Origin of the sequence: Methylobacterium sp. UNC378MF (assembly GCF_900103195.1) — a bacterium.
In the GTDB taxonomy this organism is placed as follows: domain Bacteria; phylum Pseudomonadota; class Alphaproteobacteria; order Rhizobiales; family Beijerinckiaceae; genus Methylobacterium.
In genome coordinates, this window is the sequence record NZ_FMWU01000005.1 from 124,701 (window position 1) to 141,690 (window position 16,990).

Genomic DNA, 16,990 nt, shown 5'->3' on the forward strand with positions numbered 1-16,990 from the left:
GCGCAGCATGCGTTTTGTGCCTCCGTTCTGAAAGGAACGATGCTGAGCGGCACGCGATCGGCTGTTCTGGGGCAACCGGTCGACCTTTGTGGACCCAATGCAGAAACGCCGCCGTAGGATCTACAGCACAGGCTCTTGGCCATCCTGCTGCGACATCAGAACGGCGCCCCAGCGCGCGCAATCCCGCAAGAACTGGAACCTTGGTGGTGTGCAGCCGGCGCGGCTGCCATCATCATGGTCGGTCGGGTATGTCGATCCGCAATAAGCCGACATCCTCCAGTTCGCGATCGGTGAACTGCAGCAGAATGCGGTGACTGCTCCGAATCCGGGCTTGTGCCACCAGCAGGTCCAGCAGGAAGCGCAGCATCGACGGCCTCCGCGTCGTGAATGCGACTTACCTAATCGGATCCCGGTTGTGGGAGGTGTGATACGCCTCACATCCGCTCCGCGATGCGGGCACAGACGCGTACCGATCTGGAAGAGACTGACGTGAATACACGCGGATCGTGCCTGCGTCTCAAGGCATGCGAATACTTAGGGCGAAAATCCTGTGCGATCTGAGATGGAAATCGGGTGCCATGCGAGTCAGATCTCGCTTGCCGTATGGCCTTGCGCGATCTTCTGCAAAGCTTTGTGGTCGTAGATCGTGCAGGCGCCCGGCACCAGAGAGATATAACCCTTCCGCTGCCAAGCTGAGAGATGCCGGTTGGTGCCCTCTCGCGAGAGACCGACCATATGCCCGAGTTCGCGTTGCGTGGTCAGGACACGAGTGCCATCCCGGTCCGAGCCACCAGCCAGCGTGATCAGCACCTTGGCCAGACGCTGTTCTGCGCCTGCGAAGGCTTGATCCGTTAATTGCTGGCTTGTCCGGCGCAGTCGTCCGCTCAGGATTGCGAGCAATCGGACTGCCAGAACGGGGAAGTCATCGAAAAGAGGAAGCAGGTCGCGCCGTTCGAGCAGCAGCAGGCAACAGCGGGTCGCCGCGATCGCGTCCGCCGTCCGGGGCCCGTCATCGAGCAAAGCGATCTCACCGAAAACCTCGTCCGGGCCAATGAGATTCATCACCAGTTCCGACCGGCCCTCTGGACCGGGCGCCGAGATTCGGACGTGACCGCTGACGACAGCAAGCAGCCCATGGCTCTCGTCTCCCCGACAGAAGATGCGCTGACCGCAGCGGAATGTGAGAGGCTGCGCGCGGAGTGCGAGCCGGTCGAGGACCGCTTGCGGAGCATCCCAGAACAGCTTGTGCCGCGACAGCATGGCACGCTTATCGACAATCGAGCCGGCTTTACCGGACCGCACGCGCCGGGCTCCTGCTCGCTTTCCTGAAGCACAGCATCGAATCGCTGCGCGGCGAAAATCCGTAGCGTTCAGGATCTCGCATATTCCGCCGCATCCAATGCATGCCGCTGATGAAAGATACCGTATTCGTGGTTCGTGAGCGGCATGCACACGATAGCGCGGCGGGTGAATTCTGTAAAAGGATATCTCGCACGCTGGGACCTGATAGCCCGCTCGGATCGGAATGCCCGGAGAATCGGTCGATGATCTGATGCTCCGGGCGACGGCGTCGTCGAGCGGCGATCGACGCGCGCCGCTGTCGAGGCGTCCGCGATGTCGCTCGCGGTAAGGCGCAGAGTGTGCGGATCCCGGACGATGCCGCGGCCTCTACACGTGTGATGACCGTCACACGTGCTGCGAGCCGATCAACTTTACAATCTCCGCTCCCACGAGGTGCTTCGCCCTAAGCCTGATGAGAGGCTGCTCATGCAAACTGCCCCAGACCAGAAGCCTTTCAGGCCCGACCTGTCTTCGCCGGCGCTCAAGGATCCGGCCCACGCCTTCTCGAATTGGAAAGGCATGGCCAGCGGTCGCCAATACGGATCTCCAAACCCGGACGCTGTCGAGGGCGCGCTTCGCACCTTCGTTGATCAGTTCGAGGAGGGGTTGGCGGTTGTCGACAAGTGTGGGCGGGCGCTGTTCCTCAATGCCGCTGCCAAACAGATTCTGGACGGCGCTCATTTGCGCCTTCTAGACGGATATTTGCGTGCGAATTCGTCGAGCGGCAGCATGGCGCTCCGCAAGATGATCGACGACTGTGCAGTCAAGAATTGCGGTGGCTCGCTTCGTCTCGTGTCCGACTGCAGTACGTTGCTGATCGCAGCGAGCGCAATTCCGTTCAAGAACAATTCGAAATTAGAGACATCTGTGCTTCTGCGACTGATCAATCCTGCGACTGCTCTGCTGCCGAGTGAGAGTGCGCTGCGGGCACAGTTCGGATTCACCCACACCGAAGCCGCGCTCGCCCTCGAGATGCTCGCCGGAAACGACCTAGCCGCCTGTGCGATCCATCGAGGGATCACGCTGAACACGGCACGCGCTCACCTGCGCAGCATGTTCGATAAGACGGAGACATGCCGTCAAGCGTCCTTGATACGACTCCTCCTGCTCTGCCCGCGAACGATCATGGGGCAGGCCGTTTAATTTGCATCGACCCGGATCCCGACGGGTTCAGGCCGCGGTGGTGCTCGAAGCCTCCCAGATGTCGGCCAACCGGCCATGGGAACAGCTGTGCCCAGTATCCGATGGTGTGAGACGGATCAGTCACGCATGTCATTCGCTGCGGCAGAGTTCTCATGCCCGGCCCGCGGCCATGGGCATCAAGGGATCAGCCCCAGGCTGCGGCCGGCTTCGACGGGCCGCAGGACGCCGTAGCCGAACTCGGCGTTCCATCCTGCAGGTCCGGATTGCAGGGCGGTCGCGCGCAGGGTCTGCACCATCGACGCGGCCGTGGTGGCCGTCGGCTTCGCGCCCGTACGAAGCGCTGCGACACAGCCGGCCGCGACCGCGCAGGCCGCTGAGGTTCCCCCATCGGGCACGAACCGGCTCCGGCTGAGCGAGCCCAGGAAATGGCTGTAGGCCGTCAGGTCCGGTTTCTGCGGCATCATCCCGGCGATCGACGGTCCCTTGGCGGAATAGCCGAGCCGCTCCCCAGCGACCGTGCAGGCGGCAAGGGTGAGCACCTCCGGATAGGCATTGCCCCCCATGATCGCACCCGTCGCCCGCTTGAGGCAGGGAGCTGCTGGGCATTCGGGCCCACAATTCGAGCCCGCGAACACGACGTCGATTCCGGCGAGCGTCAGGGCGCGCACGAAGGACCGGAACGGATGGTTCGGGTTGTCGACGTAGCGGCCGGGATGACCTTCAGGAAAGTCGAGGCTCGGGTGGTAGATGCCCCAGCTGTTGCTCACGACGAGCGCGTCGTGCCCGGCGGGCGGCCCGTCGAGCACCCAGCGAGTGATCAGGAACCAGTAGGCCTGGATGGCCGCTCCAACCGTCCCCGCAGCCGTGTGATCGCCAGCCGCGCGGGCGGTGAGGGCCGGGATGTCCAGCAGGGTGGCCTTCGGCGCCGCAATCAGCGCGTCAAAGGCGCACATCGTCCCGTGCCCGACCCGGTGCATGCCGGGTACGGAGACGATGGCCGGGGGCGACCAGGACTGGTCGGCGTTGAGGAGCGGCGGCGTGCCGAGCCGCGCGCTCAGCCGCGCCAGGGAGATCCCAACATCCACGATGGCGATCGCCACGCCCGTGCCGTCGAGGCCGTTCCGGGCGAGCACGCCCGTGTCGAGCCGCGTCCGCACATCCGCCGCGGTTCCGGCCGCCCGGCTGCTGCCGCAGGTCAGGGTCGTACCGATCTCGGCATCTGAATAGATCGCACCCCCATCGAGCGTGGCGGGAATCTCTCCGGAGGCAGGCACGGGGATGGTGGCACGCACCAGGAACCGATCCGACCGGCGTGAGTCGAAGGCCATGGGAGGGATCTCCCGCGCGGACGCTCCCGCGCCGATCGGGATCGCCCCGAAATCACCGTCGAGCTTCACCCCATCCGGGACCCGATGCGCGCTGAGCCAGCGGTTGGGTGCCTCGCGCGCGGACAGACTTTCGGCGGTCCGCACCAGGGACGGGTCGCGCGGCCTTTCCCAGAGAACGCGACGGAATCCGGATTGCGGTACATTGCGCGCCACGGACGCCTCCATTCTTCGCCGCGCGATCAGGCGCTGCCGAAGCGATGTCCGCCTCGGCGGTGCATGGTCAGACCCATTCCGCCTGCGCCGCCACCAGCGTGTCCTTGTAGAGCTGGCACTGCTTGATGAAGGGCTTCAGCTGCTGGCCCACCTGGAGGCCGACATCGACGTCCTGACGGAAGTGCAGGCCCGCAATGACGCGGTTGAAGCCAACTCGCGCGGCCAGCGCCTCCAGGGCCTGGGCGTGGGCCGGAACAAGTTCCGCCAGGCAGGCGGAGGTAAAGCTCCCGATCAGAGCGTGACCGGCCGGATAGGAGGCGTGACCCGGCACCGGAACCGGCGGGTAGAGCATCGGGCAGACCTGGGATGGCCGCGGCCGTGTTGGGTTGCGCAGCTTCAGCATCATCATCGCCAGCTCGCCGCAACGCGCGATCAGCTTCATCAGCAAATAGGTCTGCGGATGCGAGGCCCTGCTGATGTTCAGCAACTGCAGCCAGGAGGTCTGGAAGTTTTGGTTCTGCTGGACGATCTCCGAGAGTGCGTCCGGACGCTCGGTGATCGCCAGAATCAACAGATCGTCGATCATCGCCTGGGTGATGGCGGCCGGCCCCGGCAGCGCAATCGCGGCATCCCAGGTCTTGGTGCCCACCTTTGCCTTCATGAATTGCGGCATGATGGCGAGCGCGAGCAGGTCAGGATCCCAATCGGAGGCCCGAAAGGTGGCGGTGAGATTGGCCGGAACCGGGATCTCCGCGAGCGGATGGTCGGCGCGCATGGCGAAGACCTGCGGACCGGGAGACGTCGCGGTGTCCGCCCAATTGCCGCCCATCGGACTATTCCAGTTGCCGCCCAGCGCGTCGAACCAGTTGCCTCCCATCGCCCGCTCCCCGATCCGCCATGGCGCAGACTCCGGCCCTATTGCGGCAGCCCGGCCCTCTCCAGCCTGTCTATAAATTCTTCTAACAGCATTCGTGAAAAGGGGCACCTGGCGGAATAAGCTTTCAGGCGGAAATCTGGCTGAACTGAGAGGATTGCGTGCGCGACGCGCTTGGCTTCCGGAATTCGATCTAGGGCAACCAGCGTCGCCGCAAGTATTCTCAGGTTTGCGCTGAGCCTTTGATTAAGGGTGTAGGTCCTCTGGGACCATACGAGCGCCTCTTCGTAGTTCTTATTAAGATAATGTGCCTGTCCCAGGAACATAAGGTAAAAATAGGATTGCACGTCGACCGGAGAGAGGCGCAGCCCTTGCTCCGCACGGCTGACGGCCGCGTCTCCCTGTCCGACATAGCCGTAAACGCCACTACTGAGGGTCCAGGCCATCGCGTTGCCGGGCGAGGCTTCAAGGGCGCGCTCGAAGATCAGCATCGCCTTGTCGTATTCGCGGAAGAAGAGCGCCTGGGTGTGACCGTGGACTGCGAGCGCGAACCCGTCTGCCGGGTCGCGCTCGACAGCGGCGACCGCGAGGCGTGTCGCCTCCTCGGCCTCGGAGGCTACGTCCGTGGCCCAGCCCTGCGCCACGTTGTGGATGTGCCACAGAGCGGCGTACGCGAAGGACGTCGCGTAGGTCTCGTCGGCCCGCATGGCGTCCTGCAGAAGTTCACGGGCTTTCGGAAACTCAGGACTGCGCATGAGGTACATCGCGTCGACAGCCTGCAGCACGAGCTCGTAGGCGTTCCGGTTCTCGGAGCGCTTACGAAGCGCGCGCTTCAGCTCGGCCTCGCGGACATGGGGGGCGATGCTCCACAAGATGCGAGTGGCGATGCGGCTCTGCATTGCGAAGATGTCGGAGGTCGATCCGTCGTAACGGTCGGCCCAGATGACCGCACCGGTCTCCTGATCGGCGAGGCTGGCGTTGATCCGCAGCTTCGCCCTGTTCACCGCCACGGACCCGCTGAGCACGTAGCGCACGCCCAGTTCGCGGCTGACCCGCCGGCGGTCGATGCTGCGGCCCTGATACGGCAGGGTGGAGCTACGCGCGATGACCAGCAACCCGCGCACGCTTTGCAGCGCCACGATGAGGTCGTTGGCCAGCCCCATCCCGATGTAGTCCGAGCCGATGGCCTTCCCATCGGTATGGAAGGGCAGCACCGCGATCGAGGGGACCTTGGCCTTCCGCCGACGCAGCGGTCGCGCCGCTGGATCGGATTCGGGCTGGCTCCCCAGCACCGAATAAGCCCGCACCGGTATCGCCATGTTTTTGAGGTGGACCGGACCGAGATCGACCGCCTTGATCTTCGCGCGTGGCGCGATCGAGTCGAAGACGGGCTTGGAGATGATGATGCCGTCCGGCGGCGCCATTTCCTGCAAGCGCGCCGCAATATTGACGCCGCGGCCGAACACGTCGCCGGAATCGATGATCGTGGAGGCGACGTTGACGCCGATCCGGAACCTGATCTTGCGCTCGCTCGACTGGGCGCGCTCAGTGGCGGCGACCTCGTCCTGCAGATGTAGCGCGCACGCAACCGCGTCGAGCGGCGAGTCGAAGGACGCGATCAAGCCATCGCCGGTGTTCTTGACGATGTGGCCACGGAAAGAGACGACACAGGGGTCGATCGTGCGAACCCTGAGCGCGCGCAGCCGCGTGTGCGTGTCCTCTTCGGCGATCTCGGTCAGTCGCGAGTAGCCCACCACGTCGGCCGCCAGGATCGCGAGGGTGCTGCGGACGATTTCCTCGGCTGGCGCCCGCGTATCCGCCATCCGTGGCTCCTGATCGTCCATCCGTAACGAGCGATCCCGATGAAGCCGTGCATCGCGGCAGTATGGTTCCTTATCATGGTGGGGCGTACCTGGGGAGCAGCCTCCTGATCAGGACTTCTCCATCGGAACTCAGGAACAGAGTTGGGCTTGCCAGTCGATTTGCAGCGCGACTGTGGAAGACTGCATCCAGACCTCCCGACAGGATCGCCGAACTGACCAAGATTCTGAAAAGCGGGCGCCTGCCGGTCGTCTTCGACAATACGGGCAATCTGACGAAGCTGGCCGGTCCTGATACTCCGTATATCCGCGTGGCCGCCGACCTGATCGACAAGCACAGCGCCTGAGTGACGCTGGCCGGCGCTTCCGTCTCCTCGCCAGTGGAGCTATCGACCCAGGCTGATCGCGGTCGGCCTGCGCCTACGGGGTGCTCGCCCCGTGCGCCCGGTCTGGGCCACGTACAGCCCCATCCGGCCTCTTCGGCCGATACCAGCCCGACGCGGCGCGACCGAGGGCGTGCGGATCGCCCCTCGAGCCGGTGAATTGCGTCGGACAAGACTGCCTCATCCCTGTCGCACGCGGGCAAAAACCCTGCTGTCGCGCTGCTCGGGTTGCGCTTCAACGAAGGCGCGGATGGCTTCGGCGATCTTGCGCCCGCCCTGTACCGATGGCTCGATCGGATTGGCAAAGTCGGCGTTCTCGCTGCAGAGAACACGCAGATCAAGGATGTCGAGGCCGCGGGCGAAAGCCTCGCGCGTGATGACGTCGTTGAGCAAGGTGAGCGCCGTGCTCGCCAGGAGCCTGCGCTGCGGATCCGGGTAGCGCGGATCGTAGATCGTGCAGAGGGCCGTTGGCCGTGCCACCGACCGGACCGCATCCAGCATGGCCGCGTACTCGGCCTGGAAGCGCTCCCGCACCTCGGCCAGAAGGCCCAGGGCGTCGGCCACCGAACGGACGGTCCGTTCGAGCACACCGGACGCACGCAGCGCATCGTTGCCCCCGACACTCACCACAAGGTGGGTGGTGTTGGGTGGGATGCCTCCAAGTTGACGGCGGACATCCGCCGTGACGTTCCCATCGACGGCGAGGCGCGTCGCCTGCCATGGGTCGGGCAGCGCCGAGCGAAGCTGCTGCACGACCTCGGGCCCCACGCCGACATAGGCCGCATTGTCGAAGACGGAGTCGCCGAGGAGAACGACGTGCGCCATTGATGCCTCACCTGAAATGTCTGTCTCAGAGCGCGTCCGGCAGGCGTCCTGTGCGGGGTTGAGGGGCCGCTACGCTGGTGACGGGCCGGAGGCCGCCACGATCATCGCCCTCGAGAGCGCGCGCAAGCCGCTCGATCAGGTCGGCCTTGCCGTGCATCCAGGTCGGGGGGCGTTGACCGGTTCTTCGCCTGGATCAGCCGCAACCGACGCCTGTGGAAAGACCCGGAGGCCGCGCTCGTCTCAGCCCAGTGTCGATCGTCGCCTGTGCGCTCTTCGAGAAGGTGTGCGGCCCTGCGCGGCTCGCTGTGTGCGCCCCCGCACGCGCCGGTCAGTCCCGCGGCGCAGCACCTTGGCATCGCGGTGCCGCAGCGCCACCTCGGCGCCGGAATAAAACCGGACGCGGCCTGCGCCGCACCTGCACGAGGTAACCCATGCCGTCCCTGCTCGACCCGATCCGCATCGGCGCCATCGAGGCGAAGAACCGGATCTTCATGGCCCCGCTCACTCGCGGCCGCGGCACCCGAGAGCACGTTCCGACCCCGATCATGGCCGAGTATTACGCCCAGCGCGCCGGCGCCGGCCTGATCCTCACCGAGGCGACCGGCATCAGCCAGGAGGGGCTCGGCTGGCCCTACGCGCCGGGCATCTGGTCCGACGCCCAGGTCGATGCGTGGCGACCGATCGTGAAGGCGGTGCACGACCGGGGCGGCAAGATCGTCTGCCAGATCTGGCACATGGGCCGGCTGGTCCATCCGGATTTCCTCGGCGGCGCCAAGCCGGTCTCGTCCTCCGCCACCACGGCGCCCGACCAGGCCCACACCTATTCCGGCAAGAAGCCCTACGGCGAGGCGCGCGCCCTCGAGGTGTCCGAGATCCCGCGGCTGCTCGCCGATTACGAGCGGGCCACCGCCAATGCCGTGGCGGCCGGCTTCGACGGCGTGCAGATCCATGCGGCGAACGGCTACCTGATCGACGAGTTTCTCCGCGACGGCACCAACCATCGCACCGACCAGTACGGCGGCTCCATCGAGAACCGCGTGCGGCTGCTGCGCGAGGTGACCGAGGCGGTGGCCAAGGTCGTCGGGCCGGAGCGCACCGGCGTGCGTCTCTCGCCGAACGGCGCGATCCAGGGCTGCAACGATTCGAATCCGGAGCCGCTGTTCGTGGCTGCCGCCCAGGCGCTCGCCGATGCCGGGATCGCCTTCCTCGAGATGCGCGAGCCGGGACCGAACGGCACCTTCGGCAAGGCCGATCACCCGCCGATCGCGCCGGCGATGCGGCGCGTGTTCCGCAACCCGATGATCCTGAACGCCGATTACGACGGGATCAGCGGCCAGAAGGTGCTGGATGCCGGCGAGGCCGACGCGATCGCGTTCGGCCGGACCTTCATCGCCAATCCGGACCTTGTCGAGCGGATCGCCAAGGGGGCGCCGCTCAACAAGGACGACGCTGCGACTTGGTACAGCCAGGGCCCGAAGGGTTACATCGACTACCCGACCCTGACCGAGTCCCGCGCCGCCTGAGGCGCGGCGGCCAGGTTTTGCCGCCGCGCTCCGGACAGGCGCGGCGGCAAAGCGTGGCGGTCCCTAGGCAGCGGACCGTCGCGCGCCTATGTGAGGGCAGGACCATGGATGTGCCTGCACCTCACGCGCTCGCGGAAGCCGGACCGACCGACGGGCGCTGGAGCGCCGCGGACCGGATCGCGGAACTGCGCGACCTCGCGATCCTCGATTCCGAGCCGGAGCCGCTCTACGACGATCTCGTGCGGGTCGCCGCCTATGTCTGCCGAGCGCCAGTCGCGCTGGTCAGCCTGGTGGATGCCGAGCGGCAATGGTTCAAGTCGGAGGTGGGCCTCGGCAAACGCGAGCTACCGATCACCTGCTCGGTCTGCGCCCACACGATCGAGGCCGGCGATCTGCTCATCATCCCGGATCTGACGGCAGATCCGCGGACCACGGAAAATCCCCTGGTGACCGGGGCGCCGGCCTTCCGCTTCTACGCGGGCGCGGTGATCCGGGGCAGCTACGGCATCCCGCTCGGCGCGTTGTGCGTGCTGGACCGCGTCCCGCGGCCCGACGGGCTCGATCCGGAGCAAACAGCGACGCTACTGGCGCTGGCGCGGCAGATCTCGAGCCTGCTGGAGCATCGCCGGACGCTGGCGAAGGTCGCCGCACGCGAGGCCGAACTCGCTGCGAGCGAGCGCCGCTTCCGCGTGATGACCGCCGCAATGCCCCAGATGGTCTGGACCACCCGGCCGGACGGTTTCCACGACTATTACAACGACCGCTGGTACGAGTTCACCGGCGTCCCTTACGGCTCCACCGACGGCGAGGGCTGGAACGGGATGTTCCATCCCGAGGACCAGGAGCGGGCCTGGACGCGCTGGCGCCATTGCCTCGCGACCGGCGAGCCGTACGAAATCGAGTATCGCCTGCGCCATCACAGCGGCGACTATCGCTGGACCCTCGGGCGCGCCATGCCGATCCGGGACGCCGAGGGGCGAATCGAGCGCTGGTTCGGGACCTGTACCGACATCGACGATCTGAAGCGCGCCGAGGCCGAGGCCCGCAAGCTCGCGGTGATCGTCGAGACCTCCAAGGATTTCATCGGACTCTCCACCCTCGAGGGCGCGATCACGCATCTCAACGAGGCGGCGCTGACCCTGGTCGGCTTGCCCGATCTCGCAGCCGCGTGCGCATGCAAGGTTCACGATTTCTTCACCGACGATAGCCGGCGGGTGCTGGCCGAGACCGTGATGCCGGCGGTACGTCGGGAGGGGTTCTGGGAGGGGGAACTCGCCTTCCGGCACTTCGTCACCGGCGAGCCCGTGTCGGTGCTCTACAACATCTTCCCGGTGCGCGACCCGACCGGGGCGGAGATCGGCTACGCCACCGTGACCCGCGACCTGCGCGAGGCCAAGCGCGCCGAGGAGGCCCGCGACCTGCTGATCCGCGAGCTGTCGCACCGGATCAAGAACATCTTCGCGGTGGTGGGCGGCCTCGCCGCCCTGACCGCCCGGAGCGATCCCGCGGCCAAGCCGTTCGTGGCGGCGTTCCGCGAGCGGCTCGGGGCGCTGGCCCGGGCCCACGAATATGTCCGTCCCCATTCTCCCGACAGCGCCCCGCCGGTCGCCGGCCAGACGGTGCTCGGGCTGATGCGCCTGATCATGGCCGCCTACGAGGAGGACGGCCGCTCGCGCGTGATGATCAGCGGCGACGATGCCGAGATCGGCGAGCGCACCGCCACGGCCCTCGCGCTGATCATGCACGAGCAGGCTACCAACGCGGTCAAGTATGGCGGCCTCTCGACGCGCGCGGGCGGCGTCTCGCTGAGCGGGATCCGGGAGGCGGACCGCTACACGCTGACCTGGCGAGAGGAGGGGGGCCCGCAGGTCACCGGCGCGCCGTCCCGGAAGGGCTTCGGCACGGTGCTGGCGGAGCGCAGCGTTGCCGGCCAGCTCGACGGCGTGCTGGAGCACGATTGGGCGCCGGGTGGTCTCCTGATGCGGCTCAGCGTCCCGCTCGAGAACCTGCGGACCTGACATGGCCCGGCCGCCGGGCGCGCCCAGACCAGGGCTCGTCGTCCTCGATTTCGACGGTACGCTGGCCGACAGCTTCGCGTGGTTCTGCTCGGTGCTGAACGGCGTCGCCGACCGCTACCGTTTCCGCCGGGTCGAAGCCCACGAGGTGGAGGAACTGCGGCTTCAGGGCGCGCGGGCGATCGTCGCCCATCTCGGCATCCCGCGCTGGAAGCTACCGCTCATCGCCCGCCACATGCACATGCTGGCCGCGCGCGACGCCGCGCAGATCGCCCTGTTTCCCGGTATCCCGGCGATGCTGGCCGCGATCGCGGAGGGAGGCGTCCCGCTGGCGATCCTGTCGTCGAACCGCGCCGAGACGGTGCGGCGGGTGCTCGGGCCGGACAACGCCGCCCGCATCGGCGCCTATGCCTGCGGAGCCTCGATCTTCGGGAAGGCGCGTCGGTTGCGGGCCCTGCTCGCGCGGACCGGCGTGCCGCCGGGCCGGGCTCTCTGCATCGGCGACGAGATCCGCGACCTCGAGGCGGCGCGCGCCGTCGGCTGTCCGTTCGGGGCCGTGGCCTGGGGCTACACCGACCCGCAGGCCCTCGCGTCCCTCGGCCCCGAGCACCTGTTTTCGGAGCCCGGGGAGATCGCCCGCCTCGTGGCGGGCGCGGCCGATCACAGGCCGCGATTTGCGCCCGGCACGACGCTGGTGCCGCTGCCGCTGCCGAATGGCTCGTAGCGGGTCAGGCCGCGGAACAGCTGGCTCAGGAAGGCGCGGTCGGCGCCGCTCGTCGGCGTCGTGCGCTCGATGAAGTCGAAGATCCGGCCGTCCTGCAGGCCGTAGAGCGCCACCCGCTCGACCTTGAAGGCGGACGAGAAATAGACCGCCGTCACCTTCTGGTCCTCGACCTGCTCACCCAGGAACATGATCGTGCGGCGGGTGTTCTGCGAGATGTAGTACCAGGACTTGTTCCCCACGGTGGACACGGTCGAGGGCGTGCCGAGGATCTGCAGCACCTGCTCGGGGCTCATGCCGGGCTTGATCGTGGCGAGTGCCGCCTGATCGACCTGATAGCCGTGACGCAGCTCCTCGCCGATGCAGCCGGACAGACCGGTTGCCGCAAGGCCGAGCAGGGCGAGGCGCGCGAAGGACTGGACGAAACGGCGCCGCATCGGGCCCCCAGAGAGCGTGTTGACGGACGGGGCGCAACCGTCGCCGCCGACACGGGGCTCCGACGGCGCTTGCGCCCTGGGCGTGGGTTGCCGTACCGCGGGGTTATGGCTTTGACAAGGCAAGCTTGGCCACAGATGGCCGGGGTTCGGCACCGATGATCGCCGGGTTGTTCCGGCGCGCGCGCGCACGCCGCCGCGCCGTCGAAGGGCTGCACCTGGCCCTGAGCCAGGCCGCACGCCGGCCGGGCCTCTACACGCGCCTTGGCGTGCCCGACACCGTCGAGGGCCGGTTCGAATCCCTGTGCCTGCACGCCATCCTGGTCCTGCGCCGGCTGAACCGGCTGCCGGCACCCGCCGCCGAGGTGGCGCAGGATCTCGTGAATTCGGTGTTCACCCAGCTCGACGCGTCCTTGCGCGAACTGGGCGTCGGCGACATGGGCGTGTCTAAGCGGATGAAGAAGCTCGGTGCAGCCTTCTATGGTCGGGCCGAGGGCTACGATGTCGCCCTGGAGGCCGGCGATACGGCGGCGCTGCGCGCCGTTCTCGTCCGCAACGTGCTGGGCGGCGAGGGTGACGGGCGCGCACTCTCCGCCTACGTGCAAGCCGCCGATGCCGCCCTCGCCGGGGCCGATCTCGACGGGCTGCTCGGGTCCGGTCCGCCCTTCCCGGAGCCGGACGGCTTCGCGCCGATATCGGACCATGCTGGAGATGGAGGAAACCCATGACCCGCCACACCAGCCCGGACGGCTTTCCCCTCGCGCGCTGGGTCAGTGTCGAGCGACTGCCCCAGGGGCGCGGCGCCGTCACCGTGGAGGCGAGCCCGGCCGAGTGCGCGGCGCTGGCCGCCGATTTCGGCATCCCTGGGATTCGCGATCTGGTCGGGCGCTTCGCCATCGAGGGGCCGACCAGCCGCCTCACCGTGACCGGCACCGTGGAGGCCCTGGTGACGCAGGTCTGCACCGTCAGTCTCGAACCCTTCGAGGCGCCGGTCCGGGAGCCGGTCGAGGTGGTGTTCACCGATACCGACCAGCTCGCCGGTACCGATGCCGAGGATGCCGATATCCCCGACCCGCTGGTCGGCGGCCGCATCGATTTCGGTGCGCTCACCGCCGAATTCCTGGCGCTCGGTCTCGATCCCTACCCGCGCAAGCCCGGCATCACCTTCGAGCCGGTGGTAGCAGGCGACGATTCGGGGCCGTTCGATAAGCTGCGCCGGATCCGTGACGGGGAGGCGTAGGCCCGGCTCGTTCGCGGTGTCGAGCGGATCGAGCAGGCTGTCGCTTTCCCGGGCGCATGGAACGCCAGCAGAGGGCGACCCGGGATCCAAGCGCAGGCGGTCGCGAAGCGTCCCGATGAAGCAACCTGTGCTGCTGATGCGGCCGGCCTGTGTGCTGGATCCCGGACCGCCCGCCACTGCGTTCCAGGCGTCCGGGACTCGGCGCGTCCCGGGTCAAACGGGACGTGATCGCGCGGCGCATTCTGCCAAACACCTTGCTGGGGCTGCTTCCCGGTCGGAGAACGGAACCGCGCAGCGCCCGAATTCATTTGCCCGCCGGGCCGGTATCGCTATGGTCCGCCGCGCTTGACGGACCCTGCCCCGCCATATCCCCCCGCTGAGACCCGCGACCCGCTACCGATATGTCCCAACGCGTGTGCATCTCGCTCGACGCCATGGGCGGCGACCACGGGCCCACTACGGTCGTGCCCGGAGCGGCGCTGGCCCGCGAGCGCCATCCCGAGACCACCTTCCTGATGTTCGGCGACGAGGCCGTGATCGCGCCGCTCGTCGCCAAGGAGCCCCGGCTCAAGGACGCCGTCGAGATCCGCCACACCAGCGTGTCCGTCGCCATGGACGACAAGCCGAGCCAGGCGGTGCGCCAGGGCCGGGGCAAGTCATCCATGTGGCAGGCGATTCAGGCCGTCCGCGATGGCCAGGCCGATGCTTGCGTATCGGCCGGCAATACCGGCGCCCTGATGGCGATGTCGAAGATCTGCCTCAAGACCATGTCGGGCATCGAGCGCCCGGCGATCGCCTGCCTGTGGCCGACCGTGCGCGGCGAGAGCATCGTGCTCGACGTCGGCGCTACCATCGGCACGGATGCCGAGCACTTGGTCGAGATGGCCGTGATGGGCTCGGCCATGGCGCGCATTGTGTTCGACCTCGAGCGTCCCACCGTCGGCCTGCTCAACGTCGGCACCGAGGAGATGAAGGGCAACGAGGCGGTCAAGGAGGCCGCCCGGATCCTGCGCGAGATGGAGAGTCCGGGCCTCACCTATCACGGCTTCGTCGAGGGCACGGATCTCGGGCGCGGCACGGTGGACGTGGTGGTGACCGAGGGGTTCACCGGCAACATAGCCCTCAAGACCGCCGAGGGTACCGCCAAGCAGATCGGCACGTATCTCCGCGCCGCCATGACCCGGACGCTGGCGGCCAAGATCGGAGCCCTGTTCGCCCGGCAAGCCTTCCGGGCGCTGAAGGACAAGATGAATCCGAGCCGGGCCAATGGCGGCGTGTTCCTCGGCCTGGAGGGCATCGTCATCAAGAGCCACGGTTCGGAGAACGCGCAGGGCTTCGCTGCGGCGATCGATCTGGCGCACGACATGGCGCGTCACGACATGATCCGCACGATCCGCGAGATGCTCGACCAGACCGCGGCGCTGGCGCCGGCCTGAACGGCCGGTGCTGGCTTGAGAGCCCGTCACCGGACGGGATGGAAATCGGACGGTCGCGGCATCACACCTGAGAATTGTGAAGCCGCTACCGTCCGGGAAGGACACAGATGGCAACCCTCCGCACAGATCCCGAGCAGTCCCGGCGCGCCCCGAAGCTGCGCTCGGTGGTGGTCGGGACCGGGTCGAGCCTGCCCGCGCGGGTGGTGACGAACGCCGCCCTCGCCGAGCGGGTCGACACCTCCGACGAATGGATCGTCCAGCGCACCGGTATCCGCCAGCGGCACATCGCGGACGAGAGCGAGACCACGTCGGTGCTCGGCACGCAGGCCGCTCGCGCCGCTCTGCAGGACGCGGGGCTGACGGCGGACGACATCGACCTCGTCATCTGCGCCACCTCGACGCCGGACCACACATTCCCGTCGACCGCGACCCAGATCCAGGCGGGGCTGGGCATCCACCAGGGGGCGGCCTTCGACCTCCAGGCGGTTTGCGCCGGCTTCGTCTTCGCGGTCTCGACCGCCGACAAGTTCCTGACCACCGGGGCCGCCCGCCGGGCGCTGGTGGTCGGCGCCGAGACCTTCTCGCGGATTGTCGATTGGGAGGACCGCACCACCTGCGTCCTCTTCGGCGACGGGGCGGGCGCCATCGTGCTGGAGGCGCAGGAGGCGCAGGAGGCGGCGGAGGGCCGCGGCGTCCTCAGCACGAGCCTGCGCTCGGACGGCCGCCACCGGGAGAAGCTCTACGTTGACGGCGGCCCCGGCTCCACCGGCACCACCGGGCGCCTGCGCATGGAGGGACGCGACGTGTTCCGGTTCGCCGTCGGACAAGTCACCGACGTGATCGTCGAGGCGTTCGAGCAGGCCGGCACGACCGCGGAGGACCTCGACTGGTTCGTGCCGCACCAAGCGAACCGCCGCATCATCGAGGCATCCGCCGACAAGCTCGGGATCGCCCGGGACAAGATCGTCCTGACGGTGGACCGCCACGGCAACACCTCGGCGGCCTCGATTCCCCTGGCGCTCGACGTGGCGCGGCGGGACGGCCGAATCCAGGCGGGCGACCTCGTGATGATCGAGGCGATCGGCGGCGGCTTCAGCTGGGGGGCGGCGCTCATCCGCTGGTAACGCCGCCGGCGGCGCACCTGAAACAATTCGCTGCCCCGGCGTGGTTGACCATGGGCAGAGCGCCGATTAGCGTGCCGGATCATAGGGATACGCCTTGAGCGTTTGGCGCGGCCGTCTGGACCGCGCCATGCGTGATGGGGCGAACGATGCGGGCGAGGGGACACGGCATGGCAGGCAAGACGGTGACGCGCGCCGACTTGAGCGAGGCCGTCTACCATCAGGTGGGCCTGTCGCGGACCGAGTCGGCAGCCCTCGTCGAGACTGTGCTGTCGGAGATCTGCGCCTGCCTGGCGAGCGGCGAGACGGTAAAGCTGTCCTCGTTCGGCTCCTTCGTTGTGCGCAGCAAGGGCAAGCGTGTCGGCCGCAATCCCAAAACCGGGGTCGAGGTGGCGATCGAGCCGCGGCAGGTGATGGTGTTCAAGCCCTCCAACGTGCTCAAGGCCAAGATCAACGGTCTGAACGGCGCCGGCGCGCACGACGACGATTGAGCGGGGAGAGGCGCCGCGCGGCGTTTCCGGCGCCGCGTCCCGGAACGCCGCCGGATTCCTGCAGCCATCAGGCTTGAGTGCG

The 16,990-nt window shown here is 67.7% G+C and carries 17 protein-coding genes and 1 pseudogene; 11 read left to right on the forward strand and 7 right to left on the reverse strand.

Going from position 1 to position 16,990, the window contains the following annotated elements:
* Positions 1-232: 232 nt before the first annotated feature.
* Together BLT59_RS30580 and BLT59_RS06930 are read right to left on the reverse strand one after the other, a co-directional pair.
* A complete protein-coding gene (locus BLT59_RS30580; protein WP_139174000.1) occupies positions 233-367 on the reverse strand; it encodes a DUF1127 domain-containing protein in 135 nt (44 codons plus the stop codon).
* Positions 368-585: 218 nt separating this feature from the next.
* Complete coding sequence (locus BLT59_RS06930; RefSeq protein WP_139174003.1) at positions 586-1,302, reverse strand: Crp/Fnr family transcriptional regulator; 717 nt, start codon at positions 1,300-1,302, stop codon at positions 586-588.
* Positions 1,303-1,767: 465 nt separating this feature from the next.
* Here BLT59_RS06930 and BLT59_RS06935 point away from each other — a divergent pair, with 465 nt between their 5' ends.
* Positions 1,768-2,484 carry a helix-turn-helix transcriptional regulator gene (locus BLT59_RS06935; protein ID WP_139174005.1) on the forward strand — a complete coding sequence of 239 codons (717 nt, stop codon included), beginning with the start codon at positions 1,768-1,770 and terminating at the stop codon, positions 2,482-2,484.
* 176 nt (positions 2,485-2,660) lie between these two features.
* Here BLT59_RS06935 and BLT59_RS06940 read toward each other — a convergent pair whose 3' ends face one another.
* From BLT59_RS06940 to BLT59_RS06950, 3 genes are all read right to left on the reverse strand, one after another.
* Complete coding sequence (locus BLT59_RS06940; protein ID WP_244513890.1) at positions 2,661-3,812, reverse strand: S8 family serine peptidase; 1,152 nt, start codon at positions 3,810-3,812, stop codon at positions 2,661-2,663.
* Positions 3,813-4,092: 280 nt separating this feature from the next.
* Positions 4,093-4,902, reverse strand: a complete 810-nt coding sequence (locus tag BLT59_RS06945; RefSeq protein WP_091777846.1) for a phosphatase PAP2 family protein — start codon at positions 4,900-4,902, stop codon at positions 4,093-4,095.
* Between the two features lie 38 nt (positions 4,903-4,940).
* The gene (locus BLT59_RS06950; RefSeq protein WP_091778121.1) at positions 4,941-6,722 is read right to left on the reverse strand and encodes an adenylate/guanylate cyclase domain-containing protein; all 1,782 of its coding nucleotides are present in this window, start codon (positions 6,720-6,722) and stop codon (positions 4,941-4,943) included.
* Between the two features lie 47 nt (positions 6,723-6,769).
* Between BLT59_RS06950 and BLT59_RS30585 the strand changes: the two genes are divergently transcribed.
* Positions 6,770-7,066: a hypothetical protein gene (locus BLT59_RS30585; RefSeq protein ID WP_139174008.1), complete on the forward strand. Its 297-nt coding sequence runs from the start codon at positions 6,770-6,772 to the stop codon at positions 7,064-7,066.
* A gap of 216 nt (positions 7,067-7,282) precedes the next feature.
* Here the strand turns inward: BLT59_RS30585 and BLT59_RS06955 are convergent, their stop codons facing one another.
* Complete coding sequence (locus tag BLT59_RS06955) at positions 7,283-7,927, reverse strand: SGNH/GDSL hydrolase family protein (RefSeq protein ID WP_091777848.1); 645 nt, start codon at positions 7,925-7,927, stop codon at positions 7,283-7,285.
* A 70-nt stretch (positions 7,928-7,997) separates the two neighbouring features.
* Between BLT59_RS06955 and BLT59_RS31750 the strand changes: the two are divergent.
* The 4 genes and pseudogenes from BLT59_RS31750 to BLT59_RS06975 all read left to right on the forward strand — a co-directional run.
* Positions 7,998-8,176: pseudogene (locus tag BLT59_RS31750) on the forward strand (IS5/IS1182 family transposase); the annotation flags it as partial.
* 182 nt (positions 8,177-8,358) lie between these two features.
* Positions 8,359-9,450, forward strand: coding sequence for an alkene reductase (locus BLT59_RS06965; RefSeq protein WP_091777851.1), 1,092 nt, complete (start codon positions 8,359-8,361; stop codon positions 9,448-9,450).
* Between the two features lie 104 nt (positions 9,451-9,554).
* Entirely contained in the window at positions 9,555-11,468 is a 1,914-nt protein-coding gene (locus BLT59_RS06970) for a PAS domain S-box protein (RefSeq protein WP_091777853.1), read from the forward strand.
* A gap of 1 nt (position 11,469) precedes the next feature.
* Entirely contained in the window at positions 11,470-12,189 is a 720-nt protein-coding gene (locus tag BLT59_RS06975; protein ID WP_091777855.1) for an HAD hydrolase-like protein, read from the forward strand.
* On the opposite strand, the gene bamE is transcribed toward BLT59_RS06975, so the two are convergent.
* On the reverse strand, positions 12,126-12,623 hold the full coding sequence (gene bamE, locus BLT59_RS06980; protein WP_091777857.1) for an outer membrane protein assembly factor BamE: 498 nt from the start codon (positions 12,621-12,623) through the stop codon (positions 12,126-12,128). The two genes, BLT59_RS06975 and bamE, sit on opposite strands and share 64 nt — an antisense overlap.
* Positions 12,624-12,778: 155 nt before the next feature.
* On the opposite strand from bamE, the gene BLT59_RS06985 reads away from it, so the two are divergent.
* The 5 genes from BLT59_RS06985 to BLT59_RS07005 all read left to right on the forward strand — a co-directional run bounded on the left by BLT59_RS06985 (position 12,779) and on the right by BLT59_RS07005 (position 16,908).
* Positions 12,779-13,348 (forward strand): ubiquinol-cytochrome C chaperone family protein, encoded by a 570-nt coding sequence (locus BLT59_RS06985; protein ID WP_091777859.1) that lies wholly within the window; start codon positions 12,779-12,781, stop codon positions 13,346-13,348.
* The gene (locus BLT59_RS06990; RefSeq protein ID WP_091777861.1) at positions 13,345-13,860 is read left to right on the forward strand and encodes a YceD family protein; all 516 of its coding nucleotides are present in this window, start codon (positions 13,345-13,347) and stop codon (positions 13,858-13,860) included. Before BLT59_RS06985 ends, BLT59_RS06990 begins: the two co-directional genes overlap by 4 nt.
* Before the next feature lie 401 nt (positions 13,861-14,261).
* Entirely contained in the window at positions 14,262-15,296 is a 1,035-nt protein-coding gene (plsX, locus tag BLT59_RS06995; protein WP_091777863.1) for a phosphate acyltransferase PlsX, read from the forward strand.
* 107 nt (positions 15,297-15,403) lie between these two features.
* Positions 15,404-16,420 carry a beta-ketoacyl-ACP synthase III gene (locus BLT59_RS07000; RefSeq protein WP_091777865.1) on the forward strand — a complete coding sequence of 339 codons (1,017 nt, stop codon included), beginning with the start codon at positions 15,404-15,406 and terminating at the stop codon, positions 16,418-16,420.
* 167 nt (positions 16,421-16,587) lie between these two features.
* Complete coding sequence (locus tag BLT59_RS07005) at positions 16,588-16,908, forward strand: integration host factor subunit alpha (RefSeq protein WP_091777867.1); 321 nt, start codon at positions 16,588-16,590, stop codon at positions 16,906-16,908.
* Positions 16,909-16,990: the final 82 nt, after the last annotated feature.

Coding starts and splice junctions, on each gene's coding strand:
- BLT59_RS06970 (WP_091777853.1), top strand. CDS start 9,555: ATGGATGTGCCTGCACCTCACGCGCTCGCGGAAGCCGGACCGACCGAC.
- BLT59_RS06940 (WP_244513890.1), bottom strand. CDS start 3,812: ATGGCCTTCGACTCACGCCGGTCGGATCGGTTCCTGGTGCGTGCCACC.
- BLT59_RS06950 (WP_091778121.1), bottom strand. CDS start 6,722: ATGGCGGATACGCGGGCGCCAGCCGAGGAAATCGTCCGCAGCACCCTC.
- BLT59_RS07000 (WP_091777865.1), top strand. CDS start 15,404: ATGGCAACCCTCCGCACAGATCCCGAGCAGTCCCGGCGCGCCCCGAAG.
- BLT59_RS30580 (WP_139174000.1), bottom strand. CDS start 367: ATGCTGCGCTTCCTGCTGGACCTGCTGGTGGCACAAGCCCGGATTCGG.
- BLT59_RS06955 (WP_091777848.1), bottom strand. CDS start 7,927: ATGGCGCACGTCGTTCTCCTCGGCGACTCCGTCTTCGACAATGCGGCC.
- plsX (WP_091777863.1), top strand. CDS start 14,262: ATGTCCCAACGCGTGTGCATCTCGCTCGACGCCATGGGCGGCGACCAC.
- bamE (WP_091777857.1), bottom strand. CDS start 12,623: ATGCGGCGCCGTTTCGTCCAGTCCTTCGCGCGCCTCGCCCTGCTCGGC.
- BLT59_RS06975 (WP_091777855.1), top strand. CDS start 11,470: ATGGCCCGGCCGCCGGGCGCGCCCAGACCAGGGCTCGTCGTCCTCGAT.
- BLT59_RS06945 (WP_091777846.1), bottom strand. CDS start 4,902: ATGGGAGGCAACTGGTTCGACGCGCTGGGCGGCAACTGGAATAGTCCG.
- BLT59_RS07005 (WP_091777867.1), top strand. CDS start 16,588: ATGGCAGGCAAGACGGTGACGCGCGCCGACTTGAGCGAGGCCGTCTAC.
- BLT59_RS06990 (WP_091777861.1), top strand. CDS start 13,345: ATGACCCGCCACACCAGCCCGGACGGCTTTCCCCTCGCGCGCTGGGTC.
- BLT59_RS06985 (WP_091777859.1), top strand. CDS start 12,779: ATGATCGCCGGGTTGTTCCGGCGCGCGCGCGCACGCCGCCGCGCCGTC.
- BLT59_RS06965 (WP_091777851.1), top strand. CDS start 8,359: ATGCCGTCCCTGCTCGACCCGATCCGCATCGGCGCCATCGAGGCGAAG.
- BLT59_RS06935 (WP_139174005.1), top strand. CDS start 1,768: ATGCAAACTGCCCCAGACCAGAAGCCTTTCAGGCCCGACCTGTCTTCG.